Raw genomic sequence first — 15,195 nt, forward strand, 5'->3', positions numbered from 1 at the left:
AAGTTATTTTTAACGAAATGTGAGGGGGTATTCGGATCTGGCTAAAATTGGTAGGGCCAATTGGCGGAGAAATAGGAGACCGGGCAAACGGACGTTGCCCGGAGGGTGATCAAAACTCAGTCTTTGAAAAGCCAGTCATCTCTTTCAGGCCCATTTCACGACCCAGTTCGGTCATCGGGTGTACGATCACCAGACCGCGCACGCTTTTCTTCAGCTTGCCCATGTCGGCCTGCTCTTTTTTGGTGATGGCGCGACGGAACGGGAGCTTGCTGAGCTTTTGTGCTTCTTTGCTCAACTTCTGACCGTGAACTTCACGCAGGCGCACAATCTCGGCTTCCAGCGTTTCTTTTTCTTTTTCCAGCTCGGCATATTTGTCGGCGGCTTCAACCAGTGACAGGTCTGCCTGCTGGTGGCGGATGGCGTCCAGGCGATCGCTCAGACGTTTAATTTCGTTTTTTTCGACTTCTTTCATAGGATAGCTTCTGCTAAAAATAGGATGAATATCCTATAGTATGCGCGCAGAGGGGGATTATTCTCAACTAATCGAAGATAAATAATCAAATGCTGCAAGTATTATTTCGCTAATGAAAATGTTAGCTGTTTGATTAAAAAGGGATTTTAAGAAATAAGATCGTTGATGGTGCTTTTTGTCGGTGGCGGCATAGTGAAGCACGTTTTCCTCAATATAATTAACCATCCGATCCTAAACTTAAACCATCGACCGCGCAGGCGGGTCGCGGATAATACATGGAGGATGAATCATCATGGCGAAAATAGGCGAGAACGTTTCGATTCTTATTGATAAAACCATCGATTTTATGGCGTCAAGCCAGGCTTTTCGTGAGTACTTGAATAAAACGCCGCCGCGTAACACGGTGCCTTCTGAGGTCCCGCAGGAAAACGTGCCGCTGTATCTGCAGCGTCTGGAGTACTATCGCCAGCTGTATCGACCGCAGCAGGATGAGAAGTAAATCGGTATGACGTTATTTCTGAAAGGCTTTCTTTAAGCTGATTTTAGAAATCAGCTCGGTCAGAGAGAGCACCATGGTTGAGCGTACCATTTGCTGGTAGCGCTGGATTTGCATGGCGTACAAACCCGAGTCTGAGGTATCAAACTGGGGCGGGGGCGGGAGCGCCGTCACGCAGTGCAGTTCACCAAATGGTCCGAGAATTTCGTCGTCGGTGAACGCATATTCATTACCGTCGTGATTCAATTCCTCACGCAGCGCCATCAGCAGTTCCGCATCTTCATACTCAGGGCGGCTGAGCACACCCAGGCCGTAGATCAGCTTCAGACGGACCGACAGATCGCCCAGCGGCCCGTCGCCGTCGAGCAACGGTTCCACTGCATATTTAACCGCGTAGTCGTCTTTGCGAAATACCTGAAGCACCAGGATATTCACCGCCTCGGTGAGTAAATCTACGGCGGTGATGAGGAAGCTGCGTACGGTTTTGCCAGCATTCAGACGCTCAAGCACACGATTTTCAAAGGCCTGCGTTTGTTCCATTATTGCCTGCATATCTGACAATCTGATATTCGGGCGCAGGCTGACCTGCGCCGCACTGTGGATCATTTGGTTGCGTTATATGCGTTAACCGCCTCCGCCACCACGTCGCTGTTGGCATCCAGCCCGGAAACCTGTGCCAGCGCGGCCTGTGGGCCTTTTTCGTCAATCAGCGCTGCCAGTTCCTGCGCCTGCGGGTCTTCTTCACTGCGGTAATGCATCGCCGCAGCAATACCCTGCACCAGATTAACGTGCGGCAGGCCGTACTCCAGCGTGCCGAGCAGCGGCTTGATTAAACGGTCGCCTGCGCTCAGTTTACGCAGCGGCTGGCGGCCCACGCGCTCAACGTCATCTTTCAGGTACGGGTTTTCGAAACGACTGAGGATTTTCTGAATGTATGCTGCATGTTTTGCCGCATCAAAGCCATAGCGTTTGATCAGTACCGCGCCGCTCTCTTCCATCGCACCTTTTACCACTGTGCGGATTTTCTCGTCGAGAATCGCGTCACGGATGGTCTGATGACCGGTCAATTTTCCGAGGTACGCGGTTATAGCATGCCCCGTGTTCAGCGTGAAGAGCTTACGTTCGACAAATGCCATCAGGTTATCAGTTAATTCCATTCCCGGGATGTTTGGCAACTCGCCTTTAAACTGGGTTTTGTCGACAATCCACTCGCTGAAGGTTTCTACGGTTACTTCCAGTGGGTCATTGGTGGCAGAGGCGGAAGGCGGAACAATACGGTCTACGGCAGAATCGACAAAACCAACGTGTTCTTCAACCCAGGCTTTATCCGCATCGTCCAGCGCGTTCAGCACGTGGCCTTTCAACTGGGTGGTGCCACGCACCATGTTTTCGCAGGCAATAATATTCAGTGGAGCGCTAATACCCTGCGCTTTACGCTTGACCAGCCCTTTGGCGATGGCAGGCGCAATGCGTTCCAGCACGACCGGACCAACCGCGGTGGTCACGAGATCAACCTGGGCAATCAGTTCAACGACATCGTCGCCGATGCTGCTGACGGCGTTAACGCCGGAAACGGTATCAACCTGCTCATTTTCACCGACAACATGAACCTGATAGCTATGACGGGCATTCAGGGCGTCGAGAACCACCTGATTTACATCCGCAAACGTCAGTTGTATCCCCGCGTCTGCCAGCAGTTTGCCGATAAAGCCACGACCGATATTACCTGCGCCAAAATGTAATGCTTTCATAGTATTAACCTTCATTAATGTTTTTACCCAAGAGGGCTGGGGTGAGGCTTTTCCCTCACCCTAACCCTCTCCACAAGGGAGAGGATTTTGTAGGCCCGGTAAGCATGAGTCCTACCGGGCAATAACGCTTACTTACGACCTGCCAGCAGTTCCAGCACTTCATCTACGCTGGTGGTTTTTGTCAGACGTTCAATCACGGATTCATCATCCAGCGCGTTGGTCAGGCTGGTGATCACCTGGATGTGCTCATTGTTACGCGCGGCAATACCAATCACCAGGCGGGCAATATCATCTTCTTCTTCACCGAAGCGCACACCTTCCGGGTACTGACAGAACACGATGCCGGTTTTCAGCACGCGATCTTTAGCTTCGATGGTGCCGTGCGGTACCGCAATGGACTCACCCAGGTAGGTAGAGGTAAGTTTTTCGCGATCCAGCATTGCCTGGACGTATTCCGGCTCAACATAGCCGCCTTTCACCAGTTGCTCACCGGCAAACAGAATGGCTTCTTCTTTGTTGGTGGCTTTACGGCCAAGGAAGATATTCTCCGCACCCAGTTTGAACAGGTTGTTATCACCTTCATCAAAACTGTCTTTCAGGTGGTCACGTACCTTCTCTTCGTTAACGTTGTGGCGCTGTGCGGCAACCAGACGCTCGGTCAGGCTGGTGTACAGACCGCTGTCGAGGAAGTTGGTCAGCGAAATGTGCTGCGCCTGCGGAACCTGGCGCATAGCGCGTTCGGTCAGGTCACGGTGTGTAATGACCAGATCCACATCCGGCGGCAGATTGTTAATCGCGCTGTTGGTGACGGAGATCTGAGACAGACCGGCATCCTGCACTTTCTTGCGCAGTACGCCTGCACCCATTGCGCTGGAGCCCATACCGGCATCACAGGCAACGATGATTTTACGCACATGGCTCAGGTCGTTGGTGACATCGCCCGCAGACAGCGGAGATGAACCTTTGGATTCTGCTTTCATGTCGTGCATGCGACGGGTCGCTGCATCAATGTCATCTTCTTCTTTCACTTTGCTGGTTTTCAGCAGAATGGCTGAGACCACAAAGGAGACCGCCATGGCCGCACAGATTGCCGCGATGTTAGCGAAGTACGCGCCTTTTGGCGTCATGGCCAGTACGGCCAGGATAGAGCCCGGAGAGGCCGGAGAAACCAGACCGCCGCCGAGGATAGTCAGCGTAAATACGCCGGTCATACCGCCGAGGATAACGGCCAGGATCAGACGTGGGTTCATCAGCACGTACGGGAAGTAGATTTCGTGGATACCGCCCAGGAAGTGGATGATAGCCGCACCGCCCGCAGACTGTTTAGCGCTACCGCGACCGAAGAACATGTACGCCAGCAGGACGCCCATACCCGGACCCGGGTTTGCTTCAATCAGGAAGAAGATGGATTTGCCCATCTCATGGGACTGCTGAATGCCCAGCGGTGAGAAAATACCGTGGTTGATGGCGTTGTTGAGGAACAGGATTTTCGCCGGTTCAACAAAGATAGACGCCAGCGGCAGCATGTCATGGACAACCATGAAGTTAACGCCTGCTGCCAGAATTTTGGACAGGGCTTCAACCAGTGGGCCAATGCCGAGGAACGCCAGGATAGCGAGGATCATCCCGATGATGCCGGCGGAGAAGTTGTTCACCAGCATCTCAAAGCCGGATTTAATCTTACCGTCAACCCAGTTATCGAAGTGTTTAATCGCCCAGCCGCCCAACGGACCGGCAATCATTGCGCCGAGGAACATCGGCATATCGGCACCGACGATCACACCCATTGTGGTGATGGCACCGACCACACCGCCGCGATCGCCACCCACTAATTTACCGCCGGTATAACCAATCAGCAGCGGCAGAAGATAGGTGATCATAGGGCCAACGAGCTTCGCCAGCGTTTCGCTCGGCAACCACCCTGTCGGAATGAATAATGCGGTGATAATACCCCACGCGATAAACGCGCCGATATTCGGCATCACCATGTTGCTGAGGAATCGACCAAAGCTTTGCACTTTGATCTTAATATCGGATGACATAAAAACACCCCTTCTTATGTTTGCTATCGCGCAGGCTGAAAGCCCGAGGTTTGTTAATGTAGCGGCAGGAGGTAGCCGGACCCTGTAGATACTGCGAAATCTGGCACTGAATCGTTCAACTGTCCAGTCGACGCCTTTTTATGTGATATTCGTCACGTAAATATAGGGTGTATGGCGGTAGTTAATGTGATATTCATCACAAAATGCCAGTACAAAAAAACACCTCACGGTTAGAATTCACCCAAAAAGGCAAAAAAATGTGAATTGGCTCACGTTTTATGTTGGCGTGTTTGTTGAGTCTTTGTGATCTGAGTCACAAGATATTTTCATCTGATTTTTCCCCAATGTGATCTGTAGCAGATTCTCCCCTCGCGCATTTTCTATGGGAAATAAAGCAATTTTTACCCAGAAAATATATTTTTTTTGTGGTATGGCAAAAAACGCTAACTCCAGTTATGTTCAAGACATCAGCCAGGGTACATACGGCTGCCAGCACAAAAAAACTCTAATTAGTGTGAATTCGAGGCAGGTATGTTTCTAAATTATTTCGCGTTGGGCGTGCTTATTTTCGTTTTTCTGGTTCTGTTTTACGGAATCATCGCCATCCATGATATTCCCTACAACATGGCTAAAAAGCGTAACCATCCTCATGCCGATGCAATTCATACGGCGGGCTGGATTAGCTTGTTTACGCTCCATGCTATTTGGCCGTTCCTGTGGATTTGGGCCACGCTCTACCAACCCGAACGCGGCTGGGGAATGCAAAATCACATTCAGCCAACGACGGGCAACCCTGATATTGACGCCCTTGCGCAACGCGTAGCCGATCTGGAACAAAAACTGGCTGCGGTGCAACCCGCCGCTGATAAGAACACGCTGGAGCGCTGATCATGGATCTGTTGATTGTTTTGACCTACGTGGCATTTGCCTGGACCATCTTCAAAATATTCCGTATCCCGGTAAACCAATGGACGCTTGCTACCGCAGCTTTAGGTGGCGTGTTTATTGTTGCGGGCCTCATTTTATTAATGAACTATAACCACCCGTATACCTACACTGCGCAAAAAGCGGTGATCTCCATTCCAATTACGCCGCAGGTTACGGGGATTGTGAGTGAGGTTACCGATAAAAATAATCAGCTGATTAAAAAAGGCGAGGTGTTGTTCAGACTCGATCCAGGCCGCTACCAGGCGCGCGTCGACAGGCTGCAGGCCGACCTGGTTACCGCAACGCACAATATCGATAATTTAAAAGCGCAACTTTCGGAAGCAGTCGCCAACACCACGCGAGTGTCTGCCGAGCGCGATCGTCTGTATAAAGATTATCAACGCTACCTGAAAGGCAGCCAGGCGAAGGTTAACCCGTTTTCTGAAAGCGATATCGACAACGCCCGCCAAAACTACCTGGCACAAGATGCGCTGGTGAAAGGCTCCGTTGCGGAACAAACCCAGATCCAAAGTCAGTTAGACAGCATGGTTAACGGTGAGCAGTCGCAGGTTGCCTCTCTGCGTGCTCAGCTTGCTGAAGCCAAATACAATCTGGATCAGACCGTCGTGCGTGCGCCAAGTAATGGCTATATCACGCAGGTGCTGATCCGTCCGGGGACCTATGCTGCTGCGCTGCCTCTGCGACCGGTGATGGTCTTTATTCCGGAACAGAAACGCCAGATTGTGGCCCAGTTCCGCCAGAACTCATTGCTGCGTCTTGAACCGGGCGATGAAGCGGAAGTGGTGTTTAATGCGCTACCAGGCCAGGTTTTCTCCGGTAAATTGACCAGCATTCTGCCGGTTGTGCCGGGAGGTTCTTATCAGGCTCAGGGTGCATTGCAGTCCTTAACGGTGGTGCCGGGTACCGATGGCGTGCTGGCAACGATCGAACTGGAGCCGAATGCCGAAGTTGACGCCTTGCCGGACGGCATTTATGCCCAGGTGGCGGTTTACTCCGACCATTTCGCCCACGTGTCGGTGATGCGTAAAGTACTGCTGCGTATGACCAGCTGGATGCATTACCTTTATTTAGATCATTGAGACCGTCGTCACCTGCCATTTGCCGTGGCCTGAGCCATACTGATATTTTTGTTGGCAAAAAGGACACGGCATGAAACTCATTGGTAGCTACACCAGCCCTTTTGTGCGAAAAATCTCTATTCTGTTGCTGGAAAAGGGCATTACCTTCGAATTCGTTAATGAACTCCCCTACAACGCCGAAAACGGCGTGGCGCGCTACAACCCGTTAGGAAAAGTGCCCGCGCTGGTCACCGATGAGGGCGAGTACTGGTTCGATTCACCCATCATCGCCGAATACATTGAGCTACTGGATATTGCGCCAGCCATGTTACCGCGCGATCCGCTGGCGGCGCTGAAGGTGCGTCAGATTGAAGCGCTGGCGGACGGTATTATGGATGCTGGACTTGTCTCCGTACGTGAACAGGCCCGGCCAGCCGCACAGCAATCAGAAATCGAACTGCTGCGCCAGCGTGAGAAAATTACCCGCAGCCTGGATGTGCTGGAAGGCTATCTGGCAGACGGTACCCTGAAAACGGACACGGTGAATCTGGCCACCATCGCCATCGCCTGCGCCGTGGGTTATCTCAATTTCCGCCGCGTCGCACCCGGCTGGTGTGTTGACCGACCGCGACTGGTCAAACTGGTGGAAACGCTCTTTCAGCGTGAAAGTTTTGCCCGCACAGAACCGCCAAAGGCTTGATACACGTTATACTCGCCTGAGCAAAGTCACGATACAATCCCCCCATATTGCTATCCCTCTCCCCGGCGGAGAGGGCCACCAACAGCCAGGCCCTTTCATGACAACCGACATGCGTTCACTCTACAGCCAGCTTCCTGCGATCGATCGTTTATTGCGCGACAGCGCCTTTCTTGCCTTACGTGAGTCTCACGGCCATACCCGGGTGGTGGAGCTGCTTCGCCATATGCTCGACGAAGCCAGGGAAACGATTCGCGACGCGCAGGCGCTCCCGGCGTGGAGTGACAACTGGGCGCAAGAAGCCAGCGCCCGGCTGGAACGCGAGTCGCACAGCGCGCTGCGTCCGGTTCTCAACCTGACGGGTACGGTGCTGCACACCAACCTTGGCCGTGCGTTGCAGGCGCAAGAAGCGATTGAGGCGGTGATGCAGGTGATGCACGCGCCGGTGACGCTGGAATATGACCTCGACGGCGCTGGTCGCGGGCATCGCGATCGTGCGCTGGCGGACCTGTTGTGTCGCATTACGGGAGCCGAAGACGCCTGTATCGTCAATAACAATGCGGCAGCGGTGCTGCTGATGTTGGCTGCAACTGCTAATGGCAAAGAGGTGGTGGTTTCACGCGGTGAGCTGGTGGAAATTGGCGGCGCGTTTCGTATTCCGGACGTGATGCGCCAGGCCGGGTGCGTTCTCCATGAGGTCGGTACCACTAACCGGACGCACGCCAGCGATTATCGTCAGGCAGTGAATGAAAATACCGGTCTGTTGATGAAAGTGCATACCAGCAATTACAGCATTGAAGGCTTTACCAAAACGGTGGATGAAGCCGAGCTGGCGGCGATCGGTCATGAGCTGGATGTTCCGGTGGTGACGGATCTGGGCAGCGGCTCGCTGGTGGATCTCAGCCTGTACGGTTTACCCAAGGAGCCGATGCCGCAGCAGTTGATTGCCGCGGGTGTTAGCCTGGTCAGCTTCTCGGGCGACAAGCTGCTGGGCGGGCCGCAGGCCGGAATTATCGTCGGTAAGAAAGAGATGATTGCCCGGCTGCAGCGCCATCCGCTGAAACGTGCGCTGCGGGCCGATAAAATGACCCTGGCGGCACTGGAAGCCACGCTGCGGCTCTATTTACACCCGGAAGCACTGGCGGAAAAATTACCCACGCTGCGCTTGCTCACTCGTAAGGAAGAGGCGATCCGCGAACAGGCCCAGCGCTTACAGGCACAGCTCGAACAACATTATGGCGGCGAGTTTGCACTGAACGTGATGCCCTGTCTGTCGCAGATTGGCAGTGGTTCGCTACCGGTTGATAGACTGCCCAGCGCGGCATTAACCTTTACCCCGCATGACGGGCGCGGTAGCCGCCTTGAGGCCCTGGCTGCCCGCTGGCGCGCGCTACCGGTGCCGGTCATTGGGCGAATTTATGATGGCCGCTTATGGCTGGATCTGCGCTGTCTTGAAGACGAGACCCGGTTTATGGAGATGATGCTGAAATGATTATTGCAACAGCCGGACACGTTGACCACGGAAAAACCACGTTATTACAGGCGATTACCGGTGTGAATGCCGATCGTCTGCCGGAAGAAAAAAAACGTGGCATGACCATCGATTTGGGCTATGCCTACTGGCCGCAGCCGGATGGCCGCGTGCTGGGGTTTATCGACGTTCCCGGACATGAAAAGTTTCTGTCCAACATGCTGGCGGGCGTCGGCGGCATCGATCACGCGCTGTTAGTGGTGGCCTGTGATGATGGCGTGATGGCGCAAACGCGGGAGCATTTGCAGATCCTGCAACTGACGGGCAATCCGCAGCTCACCGTGGCGCTGACCAAAGCCGATCGCGTGGATGACGCGCGTATTGACGACGTGCGTGCAGAGGTGCAGTCAACGCTGGCGAACTTTGGTTTTGCCGGGGCGACACTTTTCGTGACCGCTGCCAGTGAAGGGCTGGGTATTGATGCATTACGTGAGCATCTGCTGCAGTTGCCTGCGCGAGAGCTGGCCCGCAATCACACCTTCCGGCTGGCAATTGACCGCGCCTTTACGGTAAAGGGAGCGGGCCTGGTGGTTACCGGCACGGCGCTCAGTGGTGAAGTGAACGTTGGCGACACGCTGTGGCTGACTGGGGTCAATAAACCGATGCGCGTGCGTAGTCTGCATGCGCAAAACCAGGCCACTGAGTACGCTCATGCCGGGCAGCGTATTGCCCTGAATATTGCTGGCGATGCGGAGAAAGAACAGCTCACCCGCGGTGACTGGCTGTTGTCCGATGCACCGCCGGATGCCTTGACCCGCGTCATTGTCTCTTTAGAGCACGCCGCCCCGCTGACACAGTGGCAACCGCTGCATATTCACCACGCAGCCAGCCACGTGACCGGGCGTATTTCCCTGCTCGAAGGGACGCTGGCGGAGATGGTGTTTGATACGCCGCTGTGGCTGGCCGATAACGACAGACTGGTGCTACGCGATATTTCTGCCCGCACGACGCTTGCGGGTGCGCGCGTGGTGACGCTCAACCCGCCGCGTCGTGGCAAGCGTAAACCGGAGTATCTGCAGTGGCTATCGGCGCTGGAAAACGCACAGAATAACGGCGACGCGCTGGCAGTGCATCTGACGCGTGGCGCGGTGAACATCCCCGATTTCGCATGGGCGCGCCAGCTTAACGGCGACGGTATGCGCCCGTTGATTGAGCAACATGGTTTTATTCAGGCTGGATATAGCCTGTTGAATGCCTCTGTTGCCGCCCGCTGGCAGCGTAAAATTTTGGATACGCTGGCGACGTACCACGAGCAGCATCGCGATGAGCCGGGACCGGGGCGTGAGCGTCTGCGGCGCATGGCGCTGCCGATGGAAGACGAAGCGCTGGTCCTGCTGCTGATCGAAAAAATGCGCGATAGCGGCGTTATCCATAGCCACCATGGCTGGCTGCATTTACCGGACCATAAAGCCGGCTTTAGCGATGAGCAGCAGGCCATCTGGCAAAAAGTTGAGCCTCTCTTCGGCGATGAACCGTGGTGGGTGCGGGACCTTGCGAAAGAAACGGGCACTGATGAACAGGCCATGCGTCTGGCGCTACGGCAGGCGGCGCAGCAGGGCATCATTACCGCGATCGTCAAAGATCGCTATTATCGTAACGATCGCATCGTGGCTTTTGCCAATATGATCCGCGAACTGGATCTGGAAAGAGGATCAACTTGCGCCGCTGATTTCCGCGACAGGCTGAATGTGGGACGTAAACTCGCTATCCAAATTCTGGAATATTTTGACCGTATTGGGTTTACCCGTCGCCGGGGAAATGATCATTTATTACGTGATGCATTACTATTTCCCGAAAAGTAATGAAACAATTAATTCATATAAAATATGAATTAATACAAAGTAGCAGTTGATTTATATAAGCACATTAGATTTTAAATCTTAATGTGCTTTTTTAATTTCTGGTGTTATTAAAATAACAACCACGATCATATTTTGATGGAATTTTCACACGTATGCTGCCTACCTCTTTAGGGTAATTAAAGATTGTACAATGGCTGCTTCAACATTTTTTATTCCTTCCGTGAATGTAATTGGCGCTGATTCATTAAAGGATGCAATGAATATAATGGCGGAATATGGATTTCGCCGTACATTAATTGTGACTGATGCCATGCTAATAAAATTAGGCATGGCGAATGATATTCAAAAAGCCTTACAGGAACGTGATATTTTCAGTGTTATTTTTGATGGTACGCATCCTAACCCAACTACCAGCAACGTTGCGGCTGGCCTGAAACTTCTGCAAGAACACCAGTGTGATAGCGTTATTTCTCTGGGCGGCGGCTCACCACACGACTGTGCGAAAGGTATTGCGCTGGTGGCGGCTAACGGCGGCGACATTCGTGACTACGAAGGCGTTGACCGTTCGGCAAAACCACAGCTGCCGATGATTGCCATCAACACCATGGCGGGTACGGTATCTGAAATGACCCGTTTCTGCATCATCACTGATGAAGAACTCCACATTAAAATGGCGATTGTTGATAAGCACGTAATCCCGCTGCTGTCGGTAAATGATTCCTCGCTGATGGTCGGTATGCCGAAGTCTCTGACGGCGGCCACCGGTATGGATGCGCTGACCCACGCCATTGAAGCCTATGTTTCCACTGCCGCCACGCCGATTACCGATGCTTGTGCGCTCAAAGCGGTGACGATGATTGCTGAAAATCTGACGGTTGCCGTGGAAGAGGGCAGTAACGCGCAGGCGCGCGACCTGAACGTGAAGGAAGAAGATTTTGCTATTCTGGCGACCAACGCCCTGAAGGATGCCTGTGGTTTTACCAACCCGATTCAGGCGACGCATGAGGAAATCATGGCGATCTATCGCGCGGCAATGTAAACCGTGACATCTGTCGTAAAGCAGTAAATGACTGGCGAATAATTCGCCAGTCCCGTCTACCTTTGTAGTACCCCTACAGCAAGGAGACGGTCATGACCAATAACCCCCCTTCAACGCGTATTCATCCCGGCGAGTATGGTTATCCCCTGAAGTTAAAAGCCCGATACGATAACTTTATCGGCGGCGATTGGGTGGCACCGGTGGACGGTGAGTATTACCAGAACCTGACGCCGGTTACCGGGCAGTTACTGTGCGAAGTGGCCTCTTCCGGCAAAAAAGACATCGACCTGGCATTGGATGCCGCGCACAAAGTCAAAGATAAATGGGCGCATACGTCCGTCCAGGATCGTGCCGCGCTCCTGTTCAAGATTGCCGATCGCATGGAGCAAAACCTGGAGCTGCTGGCGACGGCAGAAACCTGGGATAACGGTAAGCCAATCCGCGAAACCAGCGCGGCAGATGTGCCGCTGGCCATTGACCATTTCCGCTATTTCGCCTCCTGTATTCGAGCCCAGGAAGGGGGGATCAGTGAAGTAGACAGCGATACGGTGGCGTATCATTTCCATGAACCGCTCGGCGTAGTCGGGCAAATTATCCCGTGGAACTTCCCGTTGCTGATGGCGAGCTGGAAGATGGCGCCGGCCCTGGCAGCGGGTAACTGCGTGGTGCTGAAGCCAGCTCGTCTGACGCCGCTGTCGGTGCTGCTGCTGATGGAAGTTATCGGCGATTTGCTGCCACCGGGCGTGGTGAACGTGGTCAACGGTGCAGGCGGAGAAATCGGCGAATATCTGGCGACATCAAAACGCATTGCGAAAGTGGCGTTTACCGGATCGACGGAAGTCGGCCAGCAGATCATGCAGTACGCCACACAGAATATTATCCCTGTCACGCTGGAACTGGGTGGCAAGTCGCCGAATATCTTCTTTGCCGACGTTATGGATGAGGAAGATGCGTTCTTCGACAAGGCGCTGGAAGGCTTTGCGCTATTTGCCTTCAACCAGGGCGAGGTGTGTACTTGCCCGAGTCGTGCACTGGTGCAGGAATCTATATACGAACGTTTTATGGAGCGAGCCATTCGCCGTGTGGAGAGTATCCGCAGCGGTAACCCGCTTGATAGCGTCACGCAAATGGGCGCGCAGGTCTCGCATGGGCAGTTAGAAACCATTTTGAACTACATTGATATCGGTAAGAAAGAAGGGGCGGATGTCCTGACCGGCGGGCGGCGTAAGCAGCTGGATGGGGAGTTAAAAGAGGGCTACTACCTCGAGCCAACCATCCTGTACGGCAAGAACAATATGCGCGTTTTCCAGGAAGAGATCTTCGGCCCGGTGCTGGCGGTTACAACCTTTAAAACTATGGAAGACGCGCTGGAGATTGCCAACGATACCCAATACGGACTGGGTGCCGGCGTCTGGAGCCGTAACGGTAATCTGGCCTACAAGATGGGACGTGGTATTCAGGCCGGACGCGTCTGGACCAACTGCTACCATGCCTACCCGGCACATGCGGCGTTTGGCGGCTATAAACAGTCGGGCATCGGGCGGGAAACTCACAAGATGATGCTGAACCACTACCAGCAGACCAAGTGCCTGTTGGTGAGCTACTCTGATAAACCGCTGGGGCTGTTTTAATCTCCTGTCACTTATTGCCCGGTATCGCATAGCGAGCCGGGCATCAAGTTCTGCTCTGTAGCTTACTCAGGTAAATGACTGGGGTGAGCGAACAGAAGCAGCTCAAAAGACGATGGGTATATATAAACCCATATAGCGTTATATAAATAAGGCAATTGCATCCAATCTGGTCATTCCACTATTATGCTCAAATCTATTATTTAAAACTAATAGCATACAAATTCTTTATTTTTAATCCCTGAGGCAAATATGTTTCTTGATTATTTTGCATTAGGAGTGCTTATTTTTGTATTCCTGGTCATTTTTTATGGGGTTATTATTCTGCATGATATTCCCTATCTAATTGCAAAAAAACGTAACCATCCTCATGCCGACGCTATCCATGTTGCGGGATGGGTAAGTCTGTTTACGCTGCATGTTATTTGGCCCTTTTTATGGATTTGGGCAACGCTTTACCGCCCGGAGCGCGGTTGGGGCATGCAAAACGCTGATTCTTCCCTGATTCAACTTCAGGAGCGGGTAGCCGATCTGGAAAAGAAACTGGCCGAGGTTAAGACCTCCCCGGCGGAGTAATATCGATGGATTTACTGATCGTTTTGACCTATGTGGCTTGTGCATGGTCTGTATTTAAAATTTTTAAAATTCCTGTAAATAAATGGACAGTACCGACTGCAGCACTGGGCGGTATTTTTATTGTTTGCGGGCTTATATTACTGATGAACTATAACCATCCGTATACATTTAAGGCGCAAAAGGCGGTTATTTCTATTCCCGTCGTGCCGCAGGTGACCGGGGTGGTAACAGAAGTCACGGATAAGAAAAACACGCTGATCAAAAAAGGCGAGGTGCTGTTTAAGCTTAACCCAGGGCGTTATCAGGCGAGGGTTGACCGCCTGAAAGCCGATATTGTCACGGCACAGCATAAAGAGCAGGCGCTGGTTGCGCAGTTAGATGAAATGAAAGCGAACACGCAGCAGGCAAAGGCCACGCGTGACAAGTTGGCAAAAGATTACCAGCGTTACGCGCAGGGTAGCCAGGCGAAGGTCAATCCTTTTTCTGAACGCGATATCGATGCGGCACGGCAAAACTATCTGGCGCAGGAAGCGTCGGTAAAATCGTCCCTCGCAGAGCAACAGCAAATACAGAGCCAGTTAGACAGCATGGTGATGGGGGAGCATTCACAAATTGCCAGCCTGAAAGCCCAACTGGCGGAAGCAGAATTTAACCTCGATCAAACCGTAGTTCGTGCGCCCAGCGATGGCTATGTTACCCAGGTGCTGATTCGACCGGGCACCTATGCCGCTGCGCTGCCGATGCGTCCGGTGATGGTGTTTATCCCGGATCAAAAACGACAGATTATTGCCCAGTTCCGCCAAAACTCACTTCTGCGACTGGAGCCAGGTGACGAAGCTGAAGTGGTATTTAACGCGCTACCGGGGAAAGTTTATAGCGGAAAACTGGCCGCGATTAGCCCGGCGGTTCCGGGTGGTACGTATCAGTCGAACGGCGCGTTGCAATCCTTAAACTCCACGCCGGGTTCGGAAGGGGTGATCGCCACGATTGAACTGAATGAGAATGTGGACGTCAACGCGTTGCCTGATGGTATTTACGCTCAGGTCGCGGTGTATTCGGACCATTTCGCCCATGTATCAGTGATGCGTAAGGTCCTGTTACGCATGACCAGTTGGGTGCATTACCTGTATCTCGACCACTAGGTGCAGACTATTT

14 protein-coding genes are annotated in these 15,195 nt (G+C 53.0%); 10 read left to right on the forward strand and 4 right to left on the reverse strand.

Going from position 1 to position 15,195, the window contains the following annotated elements; translation table 11 throughout:
• Positions 1 to 109: 109 nt before the first annotated feature.
• Entirely contained in the window at positions 110 to 472 is a 363-nt protein-coding gene (locus FDW98_RS22405) for a YibL family ribosome-associated protein (RefSeq protein ID WP_096759105.1), read from the reverse strand.
• A 292-nt stretch (positions 473 to 764) separates the two neighbouring features.
• Here FDW98_RS22405 and FDW98_RS22410 point away from each other — a divergent pair, with 292 nt between their 5' ends.
• Positions 765 to 971 (forward strand): hypothetical protein, encoded by a 207-nt coding sequence (locus tag FDW98_RS22410; protein WP_096759106.1) that lies wholly within the window; start codon positions 765 to 767, stop codon positions 969 to 971.
• 12 nt (positions 972 to 983) lie between these two features.
• Here FDW98_RS22410 and mtlR read toward each other — a convergent pair whose 3' ends face one another.
• From mtlR to mtlA, 3 genes are all read right to left on the reverse strand, one after another.
• On the reverse strand, positions 984 to 1,574 hold the full coding sequence (gene mtlR / locus FDW98_RS22415) for a mannitol operon repressor MtlR (RefSeq protein ID WP_096759107.1): 591 nt from the start codon (positions 1,572 to 1,574) through the stop codon (positions 984 to 986).
• Complete coding sequence (gene mtlD / locus FDW98_RS22420) at positions 1,571 to 2,719, reverse strand: mannitol-1-phosphate 5-dehydrogenase (RefSeq protein ID WP_096759108.1); 1,149 nt, start codon at positions 2,717 to 2,719, stop codon at positions 1,571 to 1,573. The genes mtlR and mtlD overlap by 4 nt, the downstream gene beginning before the upstream one ends.
• A 128-nt stretch (positions 2,720 to 2,847) precedes the next feature.
• Complete coding sequence (gene mtlA, locus FDW98_RS22425) at positions 2,848 to 4,761, reverse strand: PTS mannitol transporter subunit IICBA (RefSeq protein ID WP_096759109.1); 1,914 nt, start codon at positions 4,759 to 4,761, stop codon at positions 2,848 to 2,850.
• Positions 4,762 to 5,292: 531 nt separating this feature from the next.
• On the opposite strand from mtlA, the gene FDW98_RS22435 reads away from it, so the two are divergent.
• The 9 genes from FDW98_RS22435 (at position 5,293) to FDW98_RS22475 (ending at position 15,182) form a co-directional block, all read left to right on the forward strand.
• Positions 5,293 to 5,649: a DUF3302 domain-containing protein gene (locus tag FDW98_RS22435; protein ID WP_096759110.1), complete on the forward strand. Its 357-nt coding sequence runs from the start codon at positions 5,293 to 5,295 to the stop codon at positions 5,647 to 5,649.
• 2 nt (positions 5,650 to 5,651) lie between these two features.
• Entirely contained in the window at positions 5,652 to 6,788 is a 1,137-nt protein-coding gene (locus FDW98_RS22440; RefSeq protein ID WP_096759111.1) for an HlyD family secretion protein, read from the forward strand.
• Positions 6,789 to 6,858: 70 nt separating this feature from the next.
• The gene (locus FDW98_RS22445) at positions 6,859 to 7,467 is read left to right on the forward strand and encodes a glutathione S-transferase (protein ID WP_096759112.1); all 609 of its coding nucleotides are present in this window, start codon (positions 6,859 to 6,861) and stop codon (positions 7,465 to 7,467) included.
• Positions 7,468 to 7,564: 97 nt separating this feature from the next.
• The gene (gene selA / locus FDW98_RS22450; protein WP_096759113.1) at positions 7,565 to 8,956 is read left to right on the forward strand and encodes an L-seryl-tRNA(Sec) selenium transferase; all 1,392 of its coding nucleotides are present in this window, start codon (positions 7,565 to 7,567) and stop codon (positions 8,954 to 8,956) included.
• Positions 8,953 to 10,797 carry a selenocysteine-specific translation elongation factor gene (selB, locus tag FDW98_RS22455; RefSeq protein WP_096759114.1) on the forward strand — a complete coding sequence of 615 codons (1,845 nt, stop codon included), beginning with the start codon at positions 8,953 to 8,955 and terminating at the stop codon, positions 10,795 to 10,797. The genes selA and selB overlap by 4 nt, the downstream gene beginning before the upstream one ends.
• A gap of 190 nt (positions 10,798 to 10,987) precedes the next feature.
• Entirely contained in the window at positions 10,988 to 11,836 is an 849-nt protein-coding gene (locus tag FDW98_RS22460; RefSeq protein ID WP_096759115.1) for an iron-containing alcohol dehydrogenase, read from the forward strand.
• 92 nt (positions 11,837 to 11,928) lie between these two features.
• Positions 11,929 to 13,467 (forward strand): aldehyde dehydrogenase AldB, encoded by a 1,539-nt coding sequence (gene aldB, locus FDW98_RS22465; protein WP_096759116.1) that lies wholly within the window; start codon positions 11,929 to 11,931, stop codon positions 13,465 to 13,467.
• 249 nt (positions 13,468 to 13,716) lie between these two features.
• Positions 13,717 to 14,040 (forward strand): DUF3302 domain-containing protein, encoded by a 324-nt coding sequence (locus FDW98_RS22470; protein WP_096759117.1) that lies wholly within the window; start codon positions 13,717 to 13,719, stop codon positions 14,038 to 14,040.
• A 5-nt stretch (positions 14,041 to 14,045) separates the two neighbouring features.
• Positions 14,046 to 15,182: an HlyD family secretion protein gene (locus FDW98_RS22475; protein WP_096759118.1), complete on the forward strand. Its 1,137-nt coding sequence runs from the start codon at positions 14,046 to 14,048 to the stop codon at positions 15,180 to 15,182.
• Positions 15,183 to 15,195 lie beyond the last annotated feature (13 nt).

Source organism: Citrobacter sp. wls711 (assembly GCF_005281055.1).
Lineage (GTDB): Bacteria > Pseudomonadota > Gammaproteobacteria > Enterobacterales > Enterobacteriaceae > Citrobacter > Citrobacter gillenii.